27 protein-coding genes are annotated in these 20,903 nt (G+C 66.6%); 26 read left to right on the top strand and 1 reads right to left on the bottom strand.

Going from position 1 to position 20,903, the window contains the following annotated elements:
• Positions 1-98 precede the first annotated feature (98 nt).
• The 23 genes from DXK93_RS08960 (at position 99) to DXK93_RS08850 (ending at position 16,637) form a co-directional block, all read left to right on the top strand.
• Entirely contained in the window at positions 99-935 is an 837-nt protein-coding gene (locus tag DXK93_RS08960; RefSeq protein WP_054455481.1) for an ABC transporter ATP-binding protein, read from the top strand.
• Complete coding sequence (mlaE, locus tag DXK93_RS08955; protein ID WP_054455483.1) at positions 932-1,720, top strand: lipid asymmetry maintenance ABC transporter permease subunit MlaE; 789 nt, start codon at positions 932-934, stop codon at positions 1,718-1,720. The genes DXK93_RS08960 and mlaE overlap by 4 nt, the downstream gene beginning before the upstream one ends.
• 12 nt (positions 1,721-1,732) lie before the next feature.
• Positions 1,733-2,230, top strand: a complete 498-nt coding sequence (gene mlaD, locus DXK93_RS08950) for an outer membrane lipid asymmetry maintenance protein MlaD (RefSeq protein WP_054455485.1) — start codon at positions 1,733-1,735, stop codon at positions 2,228-2,230.
• An 81-nt stretch (positions 2,231-2,311) separates the two neighbouring features.
• Positions 2,312-3,118 carry a VacJ family lipoprotein gene (locus DXK93_RS08945; protein WP_054455487.1) on the top strand — a complete coding sequence of 269 codons (807 nt, stop codon included), beginning with the start codon at positions 2,312-2,314 and terminating at the stop codon, positions 3,116-3,118.
• Positions 3,119-3,155: 37 nt separating this feature from the next.
• Complete coding sequence (locus tag DXK93_RS08940; protein ID WP_054455489.1) at positions 3,156-3,785, top strand: phospholipid-binding protein MlaC; 630 nt, start codon at positions 3,156-3,158, stop codon at positions 3,783-3,785.
• 169 nt (positions 3,786-3,954) lie between these two features.
• Positions 3,955-4,767, top strand: coding sequence for an ABC transporter ATP-binding protein (locus tag DXK93_RS08935; protein ID WP_054455490.1), 813 nt, complete (start codon positions 3,955-3,957; stop codon positions 4,765-4,767).
• Positions 4,764-5,576 carry an ABC transporter permease gene (locus DXK93_RS08930; RefSeq protein ID WP_054455492.1) on the top strand — a complete coding sequence of 271 codons (813 nt, stop codon included), beginning with the start codon at positions 4,764-4,766 and terminating at the stop codon, positions 5,574-5,576. Before DXK93_RS08935 ends, DXK93_RS08930 begins: the two co-directional genes overlap by 4 nt.
• Before the next feature lie 5 nt (positions 5,577-5,581).
• On the top strand, positions 5,582-5,827 hold the full coding sequence (locus DXK93_RS08925; protein ID WP_013390953.1) for a BolA family protein: 246 nt from the start codon (positions 5,582-5,584) through the stop codon (positions 5,825-5,827).
• Positions 5,827-7,092, top strand: a complete 1,266-nt coding sequence (gene murA / locus DXK93_RS08920) for a UDP-N-acetylglucosamine 1-carboxyvinyltransferase (RefSeq protein WP_119449860.1) — start codon at positions 5,827-5,829, stop codon at positions 7,090-7,092. The genes DXK93_RS08925 and murA overlap by 1 nt, the downstream gene beginning before the upstream one ends.
• The gene (hisG, locus tag DXK93_RS08915) at positions 7,089-7,766 is read left to right on the top strand and encodes an ATP phosphoribosyltransferase (protein WP_054455497.1); all 678 of its coding nucleotides are present in this window, start codon (positions 7,089-7,091) and stop codon (positions 7,764-7,766) included. Before murA ends, hisG begins: the two co-directional genes overlap by 4 nt.
• Positions 7,767-7,819: 53 nt before the next feature.
• Positions 7,820-9,124 (top strand): histidinol dehydrogenase, encoded by a 1,305-nt coding sequence (gene hisD, locus DXK93_RS08910; protein ID WP_054455499.1) that lies wholly within the window; start codon positions 7,820-7,822, stop codon positions 9,122-9,124.
• A complete protein-coding gene (gene hisC / locus DXK93_RS08905; protein WP_119449859.1) occupies positions 9,121-10,209 on the top strand; it encodes a histidinol-phosphate transaminase in 1,089 nt (362 codons plus the stop codon). Before hisD ends, hisC begins: the two co-directional genes overlap by 4 nt.
• Before the next feature lies 1 nt (position 10,210).
• On the top strand, positions 10,211-10,798 hold the full coding sequence (gene hisB, locus DXK93_RS08900; protein ID WP_013390948.1) for an imidazoleglycerol-phosphate dehydratase HisB: 588 nt from the start codon (positions 10,211-10,213) through the stop codon (positions 10,796-10,798).
• A gap of 35 nt (positions 10,799-10,833) precedes the next feature.
• Positions 10,834-11,529: an imidazole glycerol phosphate synthase subunit HisH gene (gene hisH, locus DXK93_RS08895; RefSeq protein WP_054455503.1), complete on the top strand. Its 696-nt coding sequence runs from the start codon at positions 10,834-10,836 to the stop codon at positions 11,527-11,529.
• Positions 11,530-11,585: 56 nt separating this feature from the next.
• Positions 11,586-12,326, top strand: coding sequence for a 1-(5-phosphoribosyl)-5-[(5-phosphoribosylamino)methylideneamino]imidazole-4-carboxamide isomerase (gene hisA, locus DXK93_RS08890; RefSeq protein WP_054455505.1), 741 nt, complete (start codon positions 11,586-11,588; stop codon positions 12,324-12,326).
• Entirely contained in the window at positions 12,323-13,141 is an 819-nt protein-coding gene (gene hisF, locus DXK93_RS08885; RefSeq protein WP_119449858.1) for an imidazole glycerol phosphate synthase subunit HisF, read from the top strand. Before hisA ends, hisF begins: the two co-directional genes overlap by 4 nt.
• A gap of 283 nt (positions 13,142-13,424) precedes the next feature.
• The gene (gene hisI, locus DXK93_RS08880; protein ID WP_054455509.1) at positions 13,425-13,829 is read left to right on the top strand and encodes a phosphoribosyl-AMP cyclohydrolase; all 405 of its coding nucleotides are present in this window, start codon (positions 13,425-13,427) and stop codon (positions 13,827-13,829) included.
• Positions 13,826-14,176 carry a phosphoribosyl-ATP diphosphatase gene (locus DXK93_RS08875; RefSeq protein WP_054455510.1) on the top strand — a complete coding sequence of 117 codons (351 nt, stop codon included), beginning with the start codon at positions 13,826-13,828 and terminating at the stop codon, positions 14,174-14,176. Before hisI ends, DXK93_RS08875 begins: the two co-directional genes overlap by 4 nt.
• Before the next feature lie 17 nt (positions 14,177-14,193).
• A complete protein-coding gene (locus DXK93_RS08870) occupies positions 14,194-14,562 on the top strand; it encodes a histidine triad nucleotide-binding protein (protein WP_054455512.1) in 369 nt (122 codons plus the stop codon).
• A 14-nt stretch (positions 14,563-14,576) separates the two neighbouring features.
• Entirely contained in the window at positions 14,577-14,807 is a 231-nt protein-coding gene (gene tatA / locus DXK93_RS08865) for a Sec-independent protein translocase subunit TatA (protein WP_054455514.1), read from the top strand.
• A gap of 71 nt (positions 14,808-14,878) precedes the next feature.
• A complete protein-coding gene (tatB, locus tag DXK93_RS08860) occupies positions 14,879-15,403 on the top strand; it encodes a Sec-independent protein translocase protein TatB (protein ID WP_054455516.1) in 525 nt (174 codons plus the stop codon).
• Entirely contained in the window at positions 15,400-16,191 is a 792-nt protein-coding gene (gene tatC / locus DXK93_RS08855; protein WP_054455518.1) for a twin-arginine translocase subunit TatC, read from the top strand. The genes tatB and tatC overlap by 4 nt, the downstream gene beginning before the upstream one ends.
• 77 nt (positions 16,192-16,268) lie before the next feature.
• Positions 16,269-16,637: a helix-turn-helix domain-containing protein gene (locus DXK93_RS08850; protein WP_054455520.1), complete on the top strand. Its 369-nt coding sequence runs from the start codon at positions 16,269-16,271 to the stop codon at positions 16,635-16,637.
• A 26-nt stretch (positions 16,638-16,663) separates the two neighbouring features.
• On the opposite strand, the gene DXK93_RS08845 is transcribed toward DXK93_RS08850, so the two are convergent.
• The gene (locus tag DXK93_RS08845; protein ID WP_054455522.1) at positions 16,664-17,824 is read right to left on the bottom strand and encodes a trypsin-like peptidase domain-containing protein; all 1,161 of its coding nucleotides are present in this window, start codon (positions 17,822-17,824) and stop codon (positions 16,664-16,666) included.
• Between the two features lie 19 nt (positions 17,825-17,843).
• On the opposite strand from DXK93_RS08845, the gene DXK93_RS08840 reads away from it, so the two are divergent.
• The 3 genes from DXK93_RS08840 to DXK93_RS08830 all read left to right on the top strand — a co-directional run bounded on the left by DXK93_RS08840 (position 17,844) and on the right by DXK93_RS08830 (position 20,897).
• Complete coding sequence (locus tag DXK93_RS08840) at positions 17,844-18,620, top strand: Nif3-like dinuclear metal center hexameric protein (RefSeq protein ID WP_054455525.1); 777 nt, start codon at positions 17,844-17,846, stop codon at positions 18,618-18,620.
• Between the two features lie 268 nt (positions 18,621-18,888).
• Positions 18,889-19,515, top strand: a complete 627-nt coding sequence (locus tag DXK93_RS08835) for a glutathione S-transferase family protein (protein WP_119449857.1) — start codon at positions 18,889-18,891, stop codon at positions 19,513-19,515.
• 50 nt (positions 19,516-19,565) lie between these two features.
• A complete protein-coding gene (locus DXK93_RS08830) occupies positions 19,566-20,897 on the top strand; it encodes an MFS transporter (protein WP_119449856.1) in 1,332 nt (443 codons plus the stop codon).
• Positions 20,898-20,903 lie beyond the last annotated feature (6 nt).

Genomic DNA, 20,903 nt, shown 5'->3' with positions numbered 1-20,903 from the left:
GACGCCGCCTGTCTTCGCCGCGCCGGCCATGAATTTTGCCGGTCGCATCGACCGGACAGCAGGGCAAGCTCCGCCGCCGAAACACCCTTTCGTTGCCCATGCCCGCTCAAACCAGCAAGACCCCGGAATTCGCCCTGCGCCTGGAAGGTGTGGCGCTAGGCTATGGTGATTTCACCGTCTTGCGCGACATTTCCATGGACGTGCGCGCCGGCCAGGTGGTCGCCATCATGGGCGGCTCGGGTTCGGGCAAGACCACGCTGTTGCGCGCGGCCACCGGCCAGCTCACCGCGCAGCGGGGCCGGGTGCTGGCCTTCGGCCAGGACATGGCCCACGTCAGCCGCACCGAACTGCAATCGCTGCGCACGCGCATGGGCGTCCTATTTCAGCAGGGCGCGCTTTTCACTGACCTGAACGTTTTCGAGAACGTGGCCTTCCCGCTGCGCGAACACACCAAACTGGCGGAGCCCGAAGTCACCGAGCGCGTGCTGGACAAGCTCGACGCCGTCGGCCTGCGCGCAGCCGCGCACCTGAAAGTGGCGGAAATCTCCGGCGGCATGGCCCGGCGCGTGGCGCTGGCCCGCGCCGTCGTGCTGGAACCCGAACTCATTCTGTATGACGAGCCGTTTGCGGGGCTGGACCCGATCTCGCTGGGCATTACCGCCCGCCTGATCCGCAACCTGGCCGACCGCCTCGGCTGCGCCTCGGTGCTGATCACGCACGACGTGCATGAATCGTTTGCCATCGCGGACCAGGTGTACCTGGTCGGCCAGGGCAAGCTTGCCGCGGCCGGCACCCCCGAAATGCTGTCGGCCTCGCAAGACCCCTACGTGCAACAGTTCCTCAAAGGGGAGCCCGACGGCCCCGTCGCGTTCCAATATCCCGAGACGCCCGCTTTCAAGAAGTGGCTTTCGCAACAGGAGGGCCGCCGCGCATGAGCGGATCCAACAACGCCATCGGCGCGCTGGGCGGCTGGGTGCGCAACCGCGTTTCCGGCATCGGCTACTTCACCCGGTTCTTCGGCGCCATGCTCGCTCGCAGCGGCATTGCGCTGTCGCGTCCGCGGCTGGTGTCGCAGCAGGTCCATTTCATCGGCAACTACTCGCTGCTCATCATTGCCGTTTCCGGCATGTTCGTGGGCTTCGTGCTGGGGCTGCAAGGCTATTACACGCTGAACCGCTACGGCTCTGAAGAAGCGCTGGGCTTGCTGGTGGCCCTGTCGCTGGTGCGGGAACTGGGACCCGTGGTCACGGCGCTGCTGTTCGCGGGACGTGCGGGCACCTCTCTCACGGCCGAAATCGGCCTGATGAAGGCCGGCGAGCAACTCGCGGCCATGGAAGTCATGGCCGTCGACCCCATCCGCCGCGTGCTGGTGCCGCGTCTGTGGGGCGGCATCATCGCCATGCCCATCCTGGCGGCGGTGTTCTCCATGGTGGGCATCCTGGGCGGCTGGGTCGTGGGCGTGCTGCTGATCGGCGTGGACGCCGGCGCGTTCTGGTCGCAGATGCAAAACGGCGTCGACGTCTGGAAAGACGTGGCCAATGGCGTCATCAAGAGCCTGGTCTTCGGCGTCACCGTGACGCTGGTCGCGCTCTATGAGGGCTGGCAAGCCAAGCCCACCCCCGAAGGCGTTGCCCGCGCGACCACGCGCACCGTGGTGGTGGGCTCCCTGGCGGTACTTGGGCTGGACTTCCTGCTCACCGCCTTGATGTTTGGAAATTGATACGGATCGATCATGTCTCGCGAAAAAACCGACTTCTGGGTAGGCCTGTTTGTATTGCTGGGCGCGGTCGCGCTGGCGTTCCTGGCGTTGCGCGCCGGCAACTTGAGCACCTTTTCTTTCGCCCCGACCTATACGCTGACGGCCAACTTCGATAACGTAGGCGGCCTCAAGGTGCGCGCGCCCGTCAAGAGCGCGGGGGTCGTCGTGGGCCGGGTTGCCGGCATCTCGTTCGATGACAAGACCTTCCAGGCGATCGTCTCGGTCAACCTGGAAACGGCCTATCAGTTCCCCAAGGACACTTCGGCGTCCATCCTGACGTCGGGCCTGCTGGGTGAACAATACCTGGGCCTGACCGCGGGCAGCGAAGAGGAAAACTTTGTCGACGGCGGCAAGATCCGCTACACGCAAAGCGCCGTGGTGCTTGAACAACTGATCAGCCAGTTCCTGTACGGGTCGGCCGAGAAGCAAGGCTCGAGCGCGCCGGAACCCGCCGCGAAAACGCCAAATTAAAGACAATGCGACAGACGCGGTAACAGCAGCGCGTCCAAGGTACGCAATATCATAAGAATCGTTGATAGGGATGCCCTGATCATGAATAAGAAAACCATTTGCAGGATTGCCACCGTTGCCGCCGCGGGCGCGCTGATGGCAGGCTGCGCCGCGCCGCAGAACCCGGATCCCCGCGATCCCTGGGAAGGCTTCAACCGGGGCGTCTACAAATTCAACGACACCGTCGACCGTGCCGTCTTCAAGCCGGTGGCGCAGGCCTACACCTTCGTCACGCCGCAGCCGGTGCGCAGCTGCGTGCACAACATCTTCAGCAACGTCGGTGACCTCTGGTCCGGCGCCAACAGCTTCCTGCAGGGCCGCGGCCACGACTTCGTCAACACGCTGGGCCGCTTCCTGTTCAACACCACCATGGGCGTGGGCGGCTGCTTCGACGTCGCCTCGGCCAACGGCGCGCGCCGCATCCCGAACGACTTCGGCACCACGCTGGGCGTGTGGGGCTTCAGCCAGGGTCCGTACCTGGTGCTGCCGTTCTTCGGCTCGTCGTCGGTACGCGACGGCGCTGGCCTGATCGGCGACTACGCGGGCACCACCTACGGCTACATGGGCGTCGATTCCATCGACAACGTGCGCCTGCGCAACTCGCTGTGGGGCCTGCGCGTGGTGGACACGCGCGCCAGCCTGCTGAGCGCCACCGACACCATCGACCGCGTCGCGCTCGATCCCTACAGCTTCGTGCGCGACGCCTATCTGCAGCGCCGCGCCGCCATGGTGCTGGGCCAGAAGGTGGACGACGAGTCCTCGCTGCCCAACTACGAAGACGACGAGGACGACGCCGCCCCCGCCGCGCAGCCGGCGGCTCAACCCGCGGCGCAACCTGCGGCCAAGTAAGCCGCGGGGTGCGCCCCAGTACAAGTAAGGAGTTTTGATGCGAGTTTCCTTTGTTTCCCTGCTGCAGCGTCTGGTTTTCACGGGCCTCGTGGCCCTGGGCCTGAGCGCCGGCGCGCAGGCCAAACCCGACCCCAACGGTTCTCCCGACCAGTTCGTGCTCGCCGCGGCCAACGAGGCCCTGGACGTGCTGAAGGCCGATGGCGCCGTCAAGGCGGGCAACACCGCCCGCATCAACCAGGTCGTCAACGAGCACATCCTGCCCTACGTCAACTTCCAGAAGACCACGCGCCTGGCCGCCGGCCGCTACTGGCGCCAGGCCAACGATGTGCAGAAAAAGGAACTGGCCGAGGCCTTCCGCGGCACGCTGGTGCGCACCTACAGCGGCGCGCTGACCCGCGTCACGTCCAGCACCACGGTGCGCGCACTGCCGTTCCGCGGCGACCCCAAAGCCGACGACGTGGTCGTGCGCACCCTGATCTCCCAGGGCAACGACCAGCCGGTGGGCGTCGACTACCGCCTGGAAAAGACGGCCCAAGGCTGGAAGATCTATGACATGAACGTCGAAGGCATCTGGCTCATCGAGAACTACCGCAACCAGTTCGCGCAGCAGATCAACCGCGACGGCATCGACGGCCTGATCAAGGCGTTGAACCAACGCAACCAATGATCGGCCTTGCGGCTGTCGCGGCCCGGCGCGCCCCAGTGGCCCGCCGGGCCGATTCTTTTAGGGACAGACCGGTCGGATACCCGGGGGAATGCCAGGGCTACCGGCCGGAACGGCAGCGACGCGCTTATATAATGATCAATTCGCTCTTTTCGGGCCATCTCCCGCCGTCATGTCCGCCGTCAGTCTAGAAAACGTCTCCAAGGTCTACTCCCCGCGCCAGCGCGGCTGGCAGAAGCTGCTCGGGCGCGCGCCCGCCGCCGGCTTCCAGGCGCTGGACAATGTCAGCCTGAATATCGAGCACGGCGAGTTCTTCGGCCTGCTCGGCCCCAATGGCGCCGGCAAGACCACGCTGATCTCGATCCTGGCCGGCTTGGCGCACGCCAGTTCGGGCCGCGCCACGGTCTGTGGATACGACGTCGTGGCCGACTACAAGTCGGCGCGGCGGGCTTTGGGCGTGGTGCCGCAAGAGCTGGTCTACGACCCGTTCTTCACGGTGCGCGAGACCCTGCGCATCCAGTCCGGCTATTTCGGCCTGCGCAAGAACGACGACTGGATCGACGAAATCCTGTTCAACCTGGGGCTGGCCGACAAGGCCAACTCCAATATGCGGGCGCTGTCCGGCGGCATGAAGCGCCGCGTGCTGGTGGCCCAGGCGCTGGTGCACCGCCCGCCCGTGATCGTGCTGGACGAACCCACCGCCGGCGTCGACGTGGACCTCCGGCGCACGCTGTGGGAATTCATTTCGCGCCTGAACAAGGCCGGCCACACCATCATGCTGACCACCCACTACCTGGAAGAAGCGGAAGCCCTGTGCGGCCGCATCGCCATGCTCAAGCGCGGCCGCATCGTGGCGCTGGACACCACCCAGGCCCTGATGGCCCGCGTCGGCGGGGTCGACCTGGAAGACGCCTTCGTGCGCATCATGCACGAAGGCGACGAGCAACCCGCGCCCGCCCTGCAACCCGAAGAGATCTCGTCATGACCCAGCCCGCCGCGACCGCCAGCCAGCCGCTGGTGCAGCCCCGCCTGGATGCGGGCTCCGGCTTCCCGACCTTGCTGCGCAAGGAATTGCTGCGCTTCTGGAAAGTCAGCTTCCAGACCATCGCCGCGCCCGTCATCACCGCGCTGCTGTACCTGCTGGTCTTCGCCCACGTGCTGGAAGGGCGCGTCATGGTGTATGGCAGCGTGCCCTACACGGCGTTCCTGATTCCCGGGCTCATGATGATGAGCATGCTGCAGAACGCCTTCGCCAATCCCTCGTCGTCGCTGATCCAGAGCCGCATCACGGGCAACCTGGTCTTCATGCTGCTGCCGCCGCTGTCGCACCGCGACATCTTCGCCGCCTATGTGCTGGCGGCGATCGTGCGCGGCCTCGCGGTCGGGCTGTGCGTGTGGGTGGTGGCGCTGTTCTTCGTGTCGCTGATTCCCACCCATCCGCTGTGGCTGGCCGTCTTCGCCGTGCTGGCCTGCGGCATCATGGGCGTGCTGGGCCTGATCGCGGGCCTCTGGTCCGAAAAATTCGACCAGCTCGCGGCCTTCCAGAACTTCCTCATCATGCCGGCCACCTTCCTGTCCGGCGTGTTCTATTCCATCCACACGCTCCCCGCCTTCTGGCAGGGCGTGTCCCATTGGAACCCCATCTTCTACACCATCGACGGCTTCCGCTACGGATTCTTCTCGGTGTCGGACGTCTCCCCCTGGCGCAGCCTGGCGGTGGTGACGGGGGTGTTCCTCGCGCTATCGCTCTATGCGCTGCGGCTACTGGCCAGCGGCTACAAACTCAGGAACTGACGTCCATGCTTCCCACTCCCGCGCAAGTCCGCCAATACATCGCGGACGGCCTGCCCTGTGAACACCTAGACGTGCAAGGCGACGGCTCGCATTTCGACGCGGTCATCGTCAGCACCGCCTTCGAAGGCAAGCGCCTGATCCAGCGCCACCAGCTGGTCTATGCCGCGCTCGGCGACCGCATGAAGGCCGAGATCCATGCGCTGTCCATGCGCACCCTGACTCCCGCCGAATACCAGCAAGCAGGCAAGTAATGGACAAGCTACGCATCACCGGAGGTTCGCGCCTGCAAGGCGAAATCTCCATCTCCGGCGCCAAGAACTCGGCCCTGCCCATCCTGTGCGCAGGCCTGCTGACCGCCGACGCGCTGACCCTCAGCAACGTGCCGCACCTGAACGACACGGCCACCATGCTGCGCCTGCTGGGCCGCATGGGCATGCGCGCCGAGCGTGACGCGGACGGCACGGTCACGCTGCAGGCCAACCAGGTCGACAAGCTGGAAGCTCCCTACGATCTGGTCAAGACCATGCGGGCCTCCATCCTGGTGCTGGGCCCGCTGCTGGCGCGCTTCGGCGAAGCCCGCGTCAGCCTGCCCGGCGGCTGCAGCATTGGCCAGCGCCCCGTGGACCAGCACATCAAGGGCCTGGCCGCGCTGGGCGCGGAAATCAGCATCGAACACGGCTTCGTGGTGGCGCGCGCCAAGCGCCTGAAGGGCGCCTCCGTGCGCACCGACATGGTCACCGTCACCGGCACCGAGAACCTGCTGATGGCCGCCGTGCTGGCCGAAGGCCGGACCGTGCTGGAAAACGCCGCCTGCGAACCGGAAGTGGTGGACCTGGCCGAACTGCTCATCAAGATGGGCGCTCGCATCCAGGGCCACGGCACCAGCCGCATCGTGATCGACGGCGTCGAGCGCCTGCACGGCGCCGAACACCGCGTCATCTCCGACCGCATCGAAGCCGGCACCTTCCTGTGCGCCGTCGGCGCGGCGGGCGGCGACATCGTCCTGCGCAATACCGACGCGGACATCCTCGGCGCCACGCTGGGCAAGCTGACCGAGGCCGGCCTCACCATCGAGACCGGCCCCGACTGGATCCGCTGCGCCATGTCCTCGCGCCCTCGCGCCGTGGGCTTTCGCACGCTGGAGTACCCCGGCTTCGCCACCGACATGCAGGCCCAGGTCATGGCGCTGAACGCCGTGGCCGAAGGCACCTCGGTCGTCGTCGAGACCATCTTCGAAAACCGCTACATGCACGTGCAGGAACTGCGCCGCATGGGCGCGGACATCGACATCGACGGCCACACCGCCATCGTGCGCGGCGTGCCGAAGCTGTCGGGCGCCACCGTCATGGCCACCGACCTGCGCGCCTCGGCCAGCCTGGTCATCGCCGGCCTCACGGCCGAAGGCGAAACCCTGGTCGACCGCATCTACCACCTGGATCGCGGCTACGACCAGATGGAAGTCAAACTGCGCGCCCTGGGCGCGAACATCCAACGCGTCACCAAGGAACAGGCATGAACGATGCCACCGTCATCCCCCCCTTGACCCTGGCCCTGTCCAAAGGGCGCATCTTCGAAGAAACCATGCCGCTCTTGGCCGAGGCCGGCATCGAAGTCCCCGAGAATCCCGAAAGCTCGCGCAAGCTGATCCTGCCCACCAGCGACCCCGGCCTGCGCCTGATCATCGTGCGCGCCTCGGACGTGCCCACCTATGTGCAGTACGGCGCGGCCGACCTCGGCATCGCGGGCAAGGACGTGCTCATCGAGCACGCCAAGGAGCAGCCCGGCGGCCTGTATCAGCCGATCGACCTGAACATCGCCAAGTGCCGCCTGGCCGTGGCCGTGCGCAAGGGCTTCGACTACGAAGGCGCCGTCCACCAGGGCGCGCGTTTGCGCGTGGCCACCAAATACGTGCAGTCAGCCCGTGAACACTTCGCGGCCAAGGGTGTGTACGTGGACATCATCAAGCTGTATGGTTCGATGGAACTGGCGCCGCTGGTGGGACTGGCCGACTGCATCGTGGACCTGGTGTCCACCGGCGGCACCCTGCGCGCCAACGACCTGGTCGCGGTGGAAGACATCATGCCGATCTCCTCGCGCCTGATCGTCAACCAGGCCGCGCTGAAGACCCGCGGCGCCCGCCTGCAACCGCTGCTGGACGCCTTCGAAAGAGCCGCTGCCCGCAACGCCTGACCCTCGCCCGCCGCGACGCCGCGGCGGCCGTTACCTGCTTGCTCCATGACGCCATGGCCCTGATCAATCGTCTCGACTCCCGCGATCCCGGATTCAAATCCGCCCTGTCCACGCTGCTGGCCTTCGAAGCCACCGAGGACGAATCCATCGACCGCGCCGCGGCCGGCATCCTGGCCGACGTGCGCGCCCGCGGCGACGCCGCGCTGGTGGAATACACGCAGCGCTTTGACCGCATGCCCGGCGCATCGGCCCAGACGCTGGAGATCCCCAAGGCGGACTGGCAGGCGGCCCTGGCCGCGCTGCCCGCCGCTCAACGCAACGCGCTGGAAGCCGCCGCCGACCGCGTGCGCAGCTACCACGAACGCCAGCGCGCCGAGACCTGGACCTACACGGATGCCGACGGCACCATGCTGGGCCAGCAGGTGACTCCGCTGGACCGCGTGGGCCTGTATGTGCCCGGCGGCAAGGCCGCCTATCCGTCCTCGGTGCTGATGAACGCCATTCCGGCCAAGGTCGCGGGCGTGCAGGAACTGGTCATGGTCACGCCCACGCCGGACGGCGTGCGCAATCCCATCGTGCTGGCCGCCGCGGCCATCGCCGGCGTGGACCGCGTCTTCGCCATCGGCGGCGCGCAGGCCGTGGGCGCGCTGGCCTACGGCACCGCCACCGTGCCGGCCGTGGACAAGATCGTCGGCCCGGGCAACGCCTACGTCGCCGCCGCCAAGCGCCGCGTGTTCGGCGTGGTCGGCATCGACATGATCGCCGGCCCCAGCGAAATCCTGGTCATCTGCGACGGCAAGACGCCGGCCGACTGGATCGCCATGGACCTGTTCTCCCAGGCCGAGCACGATGAACTGGCGCAATCCATCCTGCTGTGCCCGGACGCCGCTTTCATCGAAGAAGTGCAGGCCTCGATCGAACGCCTGTTGCCCACCATGCCGCGCGCCGACATCCTGCGCGTCAGCCTGGCCAACCGCGGCGCGCTGATCCTGGTCCAGGATCTCGAAGAAGCCTGCCGGATCGCCAACGACATCGCGCCCGAGCACCTCGAGATCTCCACCGAGAACCCCGAAAAATGGACCGCGCAGATCCGCCACGCAGGCGCCATCTTCATGGGCCGCTTCAGCTCCGAATCGCTGGGCGACTACTGCGCCGGTCCCAACCACGTGCTGCCGACCTCGCGCACTGCGCGCTTTTCCTCGCCGCTGGGCGTCTATGACTTCCAGAAGCGCTCCAGCCTGATCCAGGTTTCGCACCAGGGCGCCCAGAAGCTGGGCCGCATCGCCGCCGAACTGGCGCTGGGCGAGGGCCTGCAGGCGCATGCCGCCAGCGCCCAATACCGGATCGACCAGCCATGACCGTGCCGGGCCGCATCGCCGGCACCGTCCGGGCGGACATCCGCGAGCTGGCCGCCTATCCCGTGGCCCATGCCGAGGGCTGCATCAAGCTCGACGCCATGGAATGCCCCTACGAACTGCCCGAGGCGGTTCGCGACGACATCGCCCGTGCCGTGCGCGACACGCCGCTGAACCGTTACCCCGCGGCTGACCTGTCGGCGCTGCAAGCGGCCGTGAAAACGGCCTTCGGCGTGCCGGATGGGGCAGACGTGCTGTTCGGCAACGGCTCGGACGAGCTCATCCACATCGTGGTGCAGGCCTGCTGCAATCCGGGTGACACGGTGCTGTCGCCCTGGCCGTCGTTCGTCTACTTCGACATGGCCGCGCGCTTCGACCACGCCCGCTTCGTCGGCGTGCCGCTGACGGCCGACCTGACCCTGGACTTGCCGGCCATGCTGGCCGCCATCCAGGAACACCGGCCCAAGGTGGTGTTCCTGGCCGTGCCCAATAACCCCACCGGCGGCCTCTGGTCCGATGAGGATGTAGCGGCCATCATCGCCGCCGCCCCCGGCCTGGTGGTGCTGGACGAGGCCTACCAGCCCTTCGCCGGCCACACCTGGATGCCGCAGGTGCTGGACGCGCCGAACGTGGTCGTCATGCGCACGGTGTCCAAGATCGGCCTGGCCGGCCTGCGCTTCGGCTACCTGGCCGGCCACCCAGCCTGGATCGCGGAACTGAACAAGGTCCGCCCGCCCTACAACCTGGACGTGCTGACCCAGGCCACGCTGTCGGCCGTGCTGCGCCACAAGCCGGTGCTGGACGAACAGGCCGCCCGCCTGCGTGCAGACCGCGAACCGCTGGCCGCCGCCCTGGCCCAACTGCCCGGGGTGCGGGTATTCCCTTCCGCCGGCAACTTCGTTCTTGCCCGCTTTTCCGGCAAGTTGGACGGCAACGCCGTGCATCTTGCCCTGAAAACGCGCAAAATATTGATTCGCAACTTCTCCAACGCCCATCCGCTGCTGGCCGACTGCCTGCGCATCTCGGTGGGCGCCCCGGCCGAAAACGCCGCCTTGCTATCCGCCCTGCAAGAGATTTTGAGTGCTTAACATGCGTACCGCTGAGATCACCCGCAACACCAACGAAACCCGCATCCGCGTGGCCGTCAATATCGACGGCACCGGCAAGCAGACGATCGACACCGGCGTGCCGTTCCTGGACCACATGCTGGACCAGATCGCCCGCCACGGCCTGATCGACCTCGACATCAAGGCGGAAGGCGATCTGCACATCGACGCGCACCATACGGTGGAAGACGTGGGCATCACGCTGGGCATGGCCATCGCCAAGGCGGTCGGCACCAAGGCCGGCCTGCGCCGCTACGGTCATGCCTACGTGCCGCTGGACGAAGCGCTGTCGCGCGTGGTGGTGGACTTCTCCGGCCGCCCGGGCCTGGAATACCACATCCCCTTCACCCGCGCCCGCATCGGCGACTTCGACGTGGACCTGACGCGCGAATTCTTCCAGGGCCTGGTCAACCACGCCCTGATCACGCTGCACATCGACAACCTGCGCGGCGTCAACGCCCACCACCAGGCGGAAACGGTCTTCAAGGCCTGTGGCCGCGCCCTGCGCATGGCCATGGAAGTCGATCCCCGCATGGGCGACGTCGTGCCCTCCACCAAGGGCGTGCTGTAACACCTCCGCCATCCACCCGCAGCAGGCAGAAAGAAGTGACCACTATCGCCATCGTCGACTACGGAATGGGCAATTTCCATTCCGTCGCCCGCGCCCTGAAATACGCCGCCCCCGATGCCGACATCCGCATCTGCAGCCAGCCCCAGGAAATCGCCGCGGCCGACCGCGTCGTGTTTCCCGGCCAGGGCGCCATGGCGGACTGCATGCGCACCCTGAACGAATCCGGCCTGCGCGAGGCCGTGGTGCGCGCCGCGCGCGAGAAGCCTCTGCTGGGCGTCTGCGTGGGCGAACAGATGCTGTTCGATTCCAGCGAGGAAGGCGGCACCTCCTGCCTGGGGCTGTTCCCCGGCGTGGTGCGCCGCTTCTCGGGCCCCGGCTTTGCCGATCCCGTCAGCGATGACGCGGCCTGCCTGACCGACGCCGGCGGCGCCGGACTGGCCGACACCCGCCCCGAGCGCCTCAAGGTCCCGCACATGGGATGGAACAAAGTGCGCCAGACGCGCTCTCATCCTATCTGGGCCGGCATTCCGGACGAAACGCACTTCTATTTCGTCCATAGCTACTACGCCGACCCGGAAGATCCGGACCTGACTGTTGGTGAAACCGAGTATGGCCTTGCCTTTACCTGCGCGGTGGCGGCAGCTAACATTTTCGCGGTGCAGTTTCATCCCGAAAAGAGCGCCGAGCACGGTTTGCGCCTGTATCGCAATTTTGTAGACTGGCAGCCGTAGGCTCCGAGCCCACGCCCGCCAGCCCTTTCAACCCATATATTTTTTCGCTGCCCACCATGCTGCTGATCCCCGCCATCGATCTCAAAGACGGGCGCTGCGTGCGCCTGCGCCAGGGTGACCTGGACGATGCAACGGTGTTCTCTGAAGACCCCGCCGCCATGGCCACACGCTGGCTCGACCAAGGCGCTCGCCGCCTGCATCTGGTCGACCTGAACGGCGCCGTCGCCGGCAAACCCAAGAACGAAGCCCCCATCAAGGCGATCCTGGACGCTGTCGGCGACGACATCCCCGTGCAGATCGGCGGCGGCATCCGCGACCTCGACACCATCGAACGCTACCTCGACGCCGGCATCTCCTACGTGATCATCGGCACGGCCGCGGTCAAGAATCCCGGCTTCCTGCAGGACGCCTGCGGCGCCTTCCCGGGCCAGATCATCGTCGGCCTGGACGCCCGCGACGGCAAGATCGCCACCGACGGCTGGAGCAAGCTGACCCGCCACGACGTGCTCGACCTGGCCAAGAAGTTCGAGGACTACGGCTGCGAAGCCATCATCTACACGGACATCGGCCGCGACGGCATGCTGTCCGGCGTCAACGTCGAAGCCACGGTCCGCCTGGCCCAGCACGTGCGCATCCCGGTCTACGCATCGGGCGGCATCGCCGGCATCCAGGACATCGAAGCTCTCTGCGCCGTCGAGGAAGACGGCGTCGAAGGCGCCATCCTGGGCCGCAGCATCTACGAAGGCACGCTCGACTTCCAAGCGGCGCAGGCACGCGCCGACGAACTGGCAAAATGACCACCTCCAGCAGCACCCCCGCGGCCGGCGCGCCCGTGCAAAGCGCGCTGACCCGCCGCATCATTCCCTGCCTTGACGTCACCGCGGGCCGCGTCGTCAAGGGCGTGAACTTCGTCAACCTGCTCGACGCGGGCGACCCCGTCGAGATCGCCCGCCGCTACAACGAACAGGGCGCCGACGAACTCACCTTCCTCGACATCACCGCCACCAGCGACGGCCGCGACCTGATCCTGCCCATCATCGAGCAGGTGGCCTCGCAGGTCTTCATTCCGCTGACGGTGGGCGGCGGCGTGCGCCAGGTGTCCGACATCCAGCGCCTGCTGAATGCCGGCGCCGACAAGATCAGCATCAACAGCGCCGCCGTGGCCAATCCGGAACTGGTCCGGGCCGCCTCGGACTACCACGGCTCGCAATGCGTGGTGGTGGCGATCGACGCGCGCCGCGTCTCGGCCGCGGGCGAACCCGCCCGCTGGGAAGTCTTCACCCACGGCGGCCGCAAGGCCACCGGGCTGGACGCCGTGGCCTGGGCGCGCCGCATGGCCGCCTACGGCGCCGGCGAAATCCTGCTGACCAGCATGGACCGTGACGGCACCAAGTCCGGTTTCGACCTGGAACTCACCCGCGCCGTCTCGGACGCCGTGCCCGTGCCCGTCATAGCCTCCGGCGGCGTGGGCAACCTGCAGCATCTGGCCGACGGCGTCACCACCGGCCGCGCCAGCGCGGTGCTGGCCGCCAGCATCTTCCACTTCGGCCAGCACACTGTGGGCGAGTGCAAGCACTTCATGGCTGAGCAGGGCATCCCGGTCCGGATGTAGCCCCCCCGAAGCGCCTGCGGCGCTTCCCCCCCAGGGGGGCGCCGCAGCGGACCGGCAGAGCCCGGCTCCGCGCGGCCCCGCTTGTGTGGCGCCTCGAATTGCATAGGCCGGATTGCTTGGCACGCATTGAAAAACCCAGCTCGGCTGGCCTGGATTGGGGATAGTCTGGATCAGTTTGGGAGGCCCCTCTCAGGCGTGCAACAAGGTATTGCCGTAAGATTATGAGTCCCCACGCGCCAGTGGCGGCCTGCAAGGCGCCGCGCGAGGACAACGGATGAATGAGATGAGCAACGAACCCGCCTGGATGGCCGATGTCGTCTTCGACGAAAACGGCCTGATACCCGCCATCGCGCAGGACGCCGAAAACGGCCAGATCCTGATGGTGGCCTGGATGAACCGCGAATCGCTCGCCGAAACGGCCGCCACCGGGCGCGCCGTTTACTGGTCGCGTTCCCGCCAGCGCCTCTGGCGCAAGGGCGAAGAGTCCGGCCATGCCCAGGAAGTCCATGAACTGCGCCTGGACTGCGACGGCGACGTGATCCTGCTCAAGATCCACCAGCAAGGCGGCATCGCCTGCCATACCGGGCGCGCCAGCTGCTTCTACCGCCGCCTGGAAGGCCAGACCGACCAGGCATCCTGGATCACGGTGGACCCCGTGCTGAAAGACCCCGAACTGATCTACAAATGACCGCTCAAGCCGCAAGCGCCGCCGAAATCCTCGCGCGCATCGCCGATACCCTGGAAACCCGCCGTCCCGAAAACGGCGGCGATCCCCAAGCCTCCTATTCCGCCAAGCTGCTGGCCAAAGGCCCGGACGCCTTCCTCAAGAAGATCGGCGAAGAAGCCACCGAACTGGTCATGGCCGCCAAGGACGGCGTGCCCGACCGCATCGTCAGCGAAACCGCCGACCTGTGGTTCCATTGCCTGGTGGCCTTGACCCATTTCAAGCTTCGGCCCGAAGACGTACTGGCCGAACTGGCTCGCCGCGAGGGCCTGTCCGGCCTGGTGGAAAAGGCAAGCCGCCCGCAAGATTGAACACGGAACCCGGAAAAATGAGCGACAACTGTATTTTCTGCAAGATCGCCGCTGGCGACATCCCGTCCAAGAAAATCTACGAGGACGAGGACTTTGTTGCGTTCCACGACATTAATCCGGCCGCGCCGGTACATTTATTGCTGATCCCTCGACGTCATGTCACATCCATGCAGGATATTAAGGGGGAGGACGCAGAATGGTTGGGTAGAATGATGTCGTTAGCGCCGCGGTTAGCCGCTGAAAACGGTTGCAATCCGGGCCCTGATGGCGGATTTCGCATCATGATCAATTCTGGCGTCGAAGGCGGCCAGGAAGTCCCGCATCTGCATTTCCACATCATCGGCGGCTCGCGACCCTGGAAAGGGCGCGTGGCCCCCAACGCGTAATTCGGAGAAACATCATGGGTAGTTTCAGCATCTGGCATTGGTTGGTTGTCCTGGTCATCGTGGCGCTGATTTTCGGCACCAAGAAGCTGCGCAACATCGGCTCGGACCTCGGCGGCGCGGTCAAGGGCTTCAAGGAAGGCATGAAGGACGCCAACGGCGGCGACAAGCCGGCCGAACCGATCGCGCAACAACGCGTCTCCGGCGACACCATCGACGTGCAGGCCAAGGAAAAATCCAACTCCTGAGCGCCTGCTCGGCTCCCGGGCCGTCCTGAACAGGCCGGCCCTTATTGCATCCACTCCCGAGCGGCCGTCGAATGTTTGATGTCAGCTTCACTGAACTGATGGTGATCGGCGTCATCGCCCTGATCGTCATCGGCCCCGAACGCCTGCCCAAGGTTGCCCGCACCGTCGGCCACCTGCTCGGGCGCGCGCAGCGTTACGTCAATGACGTGAAATCCGATATCCAGCGCGAAATCGAGCTCGACGAACTGCGCAAGTTCAAGAGCGAAATGGAAGATGCCGCCCAGGGCGTGCAGAAGTCGCTGAACGAAACCCAGGCCTCGCTGCAGGAACCCGTCCAGCAGTTCCGCGCGGAACTCGACGAAGTCGCGCGCGAAGCCAACATCAAGGCCGAACCGGCCGTGGCCAGCGAAACGCCTGCCGATCCCGAACGCAGCATCGCGCCGCCGCCCGGCCAGAACCACAGCCTGGACCTGGATCTGCCGCCGGTGGCTGCGCCTGCGCCTGCCGCAACCCAACAACCCGCGCCCAGCGCGCCCAAGGCCGACGACGCCGCGCCCGCCGCCAAGCCCGTTGCGCCCTCCGGAACCCCGACGTGACCCAGGACGCCTCCCAAGAAGAAGGCCAGCAGGAGACCTTCATCTCCCACCTGGTCGAGCTGCGCACCCGCCTGCTGCGCGCCGCCGCCGCCGTGATCGGCATATTCATCGTGCTGTTCATCTACCCCGGCGCGTCGGCCATCTACGACGTGCTGGCCCAGCCGATGCTGGCTTCGCTGCCCGAAGGCACGCGCATGATCGCCACCGGCGTCATCACGCCGTTCATGGTGCCCGTCAAGGTCACGATGATGGCTGCGTTCATCCTGGCGCTGCCTGTGGTGCTGTACCAGGCCTGGGCCTTCGTGGCGCCCGGCCTGTACCGGCATGAAAAGCGCCTGGCGCTGCCGCTTATCGTTTCCAGCACTTTTCTGTTCATCGCGGGCATGGCGTTCTGCTATTTCGTGGTGTTCCGCACGGTGTTCCACTTCATCGCCACGTTCGCGCCGCAGTCCATCACGCCCGCGCCGGACATCGAGGCCTACCTGAGCTTCGTCATGACGATGTTCATGGCCTTCGGCATCACCTTCGAAGTGCCCGTGGCCGTGGTGCTGCTGGTGAAGATGGGCGTGGTCGAACTGTCCAAGCTGAAGGCAGCGCGCGGCTACGTGGTGGTGGGGGCCTTCATCATCGCCGCCGTGGTCACGCCGCCCGACGTGGTCAGCCAGTTCATGCTGGCAGTGCCTTTGTGCCTGCTGTATGAGGTCGGGCTGATCTGCGCCCGGCTGGTCACGCCCAAACCAGAAGCAGAGAGCGAGGCCGGTTCGGACTCGCTGACAGAACGCCACTGATCCCTTCGGACGGTCCTGCCCACAAAGCAGGACCGTTTCACCTTGTGGGCGGCCTGCGGCAACTCTACATTGCCCTTATGTCACTCGCCCAAAGACTGCATACCCTGATGCGCTGGCGCGGCATCAAAAGCCAGAACCAGCTGGCGCGCATTTCCGGCGTGCCGCAATCGTGCATCCATCGGATCCTCATGCGCGAAGACTGCTACTCGCCGTCTCGCGCCACCTTGCTGCGGCTGGCGCGGGCGCTGGACACCAGCGTGCCGTGGCTGACCGACGGCGTGGGGCCGGGTGGGGATACACCGCAAGACAGCGCATTCCCCCCGGACCATGCCCCGGACGGCTATTGCACGGAAATATGGGCGCTGCTGCGCACCCAATCCGAAAGCACCAAGAAAGCCATCCTGTCGGCGGTGCGCCTGATGGCCAAAGACCCCGCCGCGACCTGAGCTCCGTTCGCGGACCCGGCCCCGTCCTAGCGCGGCTTGCCCGGGCGCGTACCCACCACCACGGCCAGCTCGGCCGGCTTGCCGCTGCGCAATATTCCCAGCTTGGCGCTCTGGCCCGGCGGCAGCTGCGCGATCTCCGACAGCAGGCTGGCGGTATCCATCATCCGCTTGCCGTTGACCGACTGCACGATGTCGCCCACCCGCAGGCCGCCGCGCGCCGCCGGCCCGTCGCGCATCACGCCAGCGATGATCACGCCGGTGGTGTCGCGGTCCAGCCCAAAGGCGCGTGCCAGCTCCGGGGTCACGTCCTGCGGCTCCACGCCCAGCCAGCCGCGCTTGACCGCGCCGGTCTTGACGATCTCGTCCATGACCTTGCGCGCGATCTCGATGGGGGTGGCGAAGCCTATGCCCATCGACCCGCCTGATTCGGAATAAATGGCGGTGTTGATGCCCACCAGATTGCCGGCGGCGTCGACCAGCGCGCCGCCGGAATTGCCGGGGTTGATCGCCGCGTCGGTCTGAATGAAGTTCTCGTAGGTGTTCAGGCCCAGTCCGTTGCGGCCCAGCGCCGACACGATGCCCAGCGTGGTGGTCTGCCCCACGCCGAACGGATTGCCGATGGCCAGCACCACGTCGCCCACGCGCAAGCCCCGGTCCGGCGCCAGCGTGGCAGCGGGCAGGGCGCGCAAGGTGGCCAGCTTCAGCACGGCCAGATCGGTGTCCGGATCCGCGCCCACCACTTTCGCGGTATCGCGGCGGCCGTCGGACAGCGCAACCTCGATCGCTTCCGCGGCCTGCACCACGTGGTAGTTGGTCAGCACGTAGCCGTCCTGGTTCACGATCACGCCGGACCCCAGGCTGGTCGAGGCCTGCCGCCGGGTCACGCCCGGCACCTGGCCAAAGAACTGGCGCAGCACCGGATCGTCGGGCAGCGGAATCAGCGGCACGTTAACGTGCTTGGTGGTGTATACGTTGACCACGGAAGGAGCCGCGCGGGCCACGCCCTCGGCATAGGACGCCGTGGCCTGGGTGCGCGCAGCGGGCGGTCTTGCGGCGGCCGCTGCGGACTGCGGCCCCGCCGCGGGTCCGGCCAGCCGCAGCAGGTCGGGCCGCAAGGTCGTCACGACGAATAGAATACCCAGGCAGACCGTGACGGCCTGAGCAAAGATCAGCCAATATCGGCGCATGATTCTGATAGGACTAGCTATGAGTAAAGTGGACTCCCACGTCCTGGCCAACTGGCTGGACGACACCCTGCAAGCGGCGCGGTTCAAGGACTATTGCCCCAACGGGCTGCAGGTGGAAGGCCGATCCGAAATCGCACACATTATCGCCGGAGTCACGGCCAGCGAAGCCCTGCTGCGCGTGGCGGTCGAACGCGGCGCGGATGCGGTGCTGGTGCACCACGGCTGGCTCTGGCGCAACGAGGACCGCCGCGTCATCGGTACGCGCCGCGCGCGCATGGCCCTGGCCCTGAAAAACGACCTGAACCTGTACGCCTACCATCTGCCGCTGGACGCGCATCCTACGCTGGGCAACAACGCTCAGCTGGCGCGCGTGCTGGGCCTGACGCCCGCGCTGCGCGACGATGGCGCGCCGCAAACCTGTGGCCCCGACAACCTGGTCTGGCTGGGCGCCGCGCAAGGCGTGGCGACGCTGGGCCAGTTGGGCGAGCGCGTGGCCGAGCGCCTGGGCCGCCAGCCGCTGGTGGTGGGCGACCCGGACATGCCGCTGGCGCGCGTGGCCTGGTGCACGGGCGGCGCGCAAGGCATGCTGGGCGATGCGGCGGACGCAGGCGCCAGCGCCTACATCACGGGTGAGGTCTCCGAATCCACGGTGCACCTGGCGCGCGAAACCGGCGTGGGCTTCATCGCCGCAGGCCACCATGCCACCGAACGCTACGGCGCGCAGGCGCTGGGCCAGGCGGTCGCGGAACATTTCGGTATCAAGGTCGAATTCGTCGACATCGACAACCCGGCATAACCAGCAGCGCCCCCAAAGACACGCCCCCGCAAGGGGGCGTTTTCATTGCACGGCGCGCTATGGCCGTGCGCGCCGCTCGCGCCCGAATCGGCAGGACTCGGCTAGGGGAAAACCAGAGGGCGCGATCAAGGCGGCGCCTGTGCGTCGCATCTGGTCAATCGCGGTTCTCTCCCTGTCAATTCCGCACCCAGTCCACAGCCCTAGCATTCCATGCAGCCGCCCGCTGCCGGCCCTTTCCGGCCGGGCCTCCTACACACGGAGCCATTGAATGTTGACCCTCTACGACCACCCGCGCTCCGGCAACTGCTACAAGGCGCGCCTCTTTCTTGCGCTCATCGGCCGGGACTACCAAAGCCGGTTCGTCGACGTGCTGGCCCGCAAGAACCAGACCGCGGAATTCGAGCGCGTCAGCGCCTTCCAGCAGATCCCCGCGCTGACCGATGGCGACACCGCCATCTGGGACAGCCACGCCATCCTGCTGCATCTGGCGCATCACTACGCCCCCGAATGGCTGGCGCCGCTGCCGCGCATCGGCGCCATGCATGCCTGGATGTCGGTATCCGCCAACGAGATCGCCAACAGCCTCCAGCCGCTGCGCCTGACACACGTCGTCAGCAACGCCGAAGCCGCGCACCACCTGGGCGTAAGCGAGGCCCTGCTCGACGTGCCTGGCATGCAGGCCCGCACCGACCGCGTGCTGCAACGCCTGGACCAGCGTCTCGCGGGCCATGCCTGGCTGGCGGGCGGCGATGCGCCGACCGTGGCCGACATTGCCTGCTACGGCTACCTGGCGCTGGCCGAGGAAGCCGCCGTCGACATCGACGCCTATCCCGCCATCGCGGCGTGGCGCAAGCGCATACAGCAGTTGCCGGGGTATGTGCCACCGGGTCCCTGAGGCCCGCGCACAACGACAAAAACCACTATTACAAGACAAGAGGGAACGACATGGACGCCATCCAGGCCGCGCAGCCTATAGCCCAATCACACAAGAAACCGAATCTGTTCCGGGTCGCCGTTGCCACGGTCATCGGCACCGCCGTGGAAGCCTTCGACTTCCTCGCCTACGGTACCGCCGCGGCGCTGGTGTTCAACAAGATTTTCTTCCCGCAGTTCGATCCCGTGACCGGCACGCTGGCCGCCTTCGGAGCCTTCGCCAGCGGCATGCTGGCGCGGCCCATCGGCGGCATCCTCTTCGGCCATTTCGGCGACCGCATCGGCCGCAAGTCCATGCTGACTCTCAGCCTGCTGCTGATGGGCATATGCACGGTGCTCATCGGACTGCTGCCGACCTATGAACAGATCGGCATCTCGGCGGCGGTGCTGCTGGTGGCGCTGCGCGTCGGCCAGGGGCTGTCGTTCGGCGGCGAAATGGGCGGCGCCATGCTGATGGCGGTCGAACACGCGCCGCCCAAATGGAAGGCATTCTTCGGCAGCCTGCCGCTGGTGGGCGCGCCTCTGGGCATCCTGCTGTCGGTCGGTTCCTTCGCGCTGGTGACGCGGCTGCCGGAAGAGGACTTCCTGTCCTGGGGCTGGCGCCTGCCGTTCCTGGCCAGCGCCGTGCTCATCGTCGTCGGCCTGTTCATCCGCCACGGCATCGACGAATCGCCTGAATTCGAAGAGGTCAAGCGCGAGAAGGCGCGCAACAGACAGTCCGTGCAAGACAAGATGCCCCTGGGTGAACTGCTGCGCGCGCACGGCAAATCGCTGCTGCTGTGCATAGGCTGCAAGATCGCCGAGGTCACGCTGATCTACACATTCCTGGTGTTCTCGGTTTCCTACGCGGTGTCCAAGCTCGGCTTCAGCCGCGCCGACGCGCTGCATGCCTTGCTCTACGGCGCCGGCGTGCTGATGTTCACCATTCCGCTGTTCGGCGTGCTGGCCGACCGCATCGGCGCGCGCCGCGTCTGTGGCTGGGGCGGCATGCTGCTGGGACTCATGGCCATTCCGATCTTTCTCGCGGTGGGCAGCGGTTCGTTGATGGCATACAGTCTCGCCGTCTTCGTCGCCATGGCCTTCAACTACGCGATCATGATCGCGCCGCAATCCAGCCTCTACAGCGCGCAGTTTCCCGCAGAGCTGCGCTATTCCGGATTGTCCATCGGGGTCCAGTTCTCGGCCGCCATCGGCGGCGGGCTGGCGCCGCTGATCTCGGCCACGCTGGTGCAGAAATTCGACAGCATTCTTCCCGTCGGCGTCTATCTGGCCTTCCTCGGCATCGTGGCCGGCACCTCGGCGTTTCTCATGAAGCCCACGCCGCAGGACCTGCGCCGCGCCTGACGCGCA

This window comes from Achromobacter sp. K91, from assembly GCF_003576205.1.
GTDB classification, from domain to species: domain Bacteria; phylum Pseudomonadota; class Gammaproteobacteria; order Burkholderiales; family Burkholderiaceae_B; genus Achromobacter; species Achromobacter aegrifaciens.
This window is presented reverse-complemented; position numbering and strand designations above follow the sequence as displayed.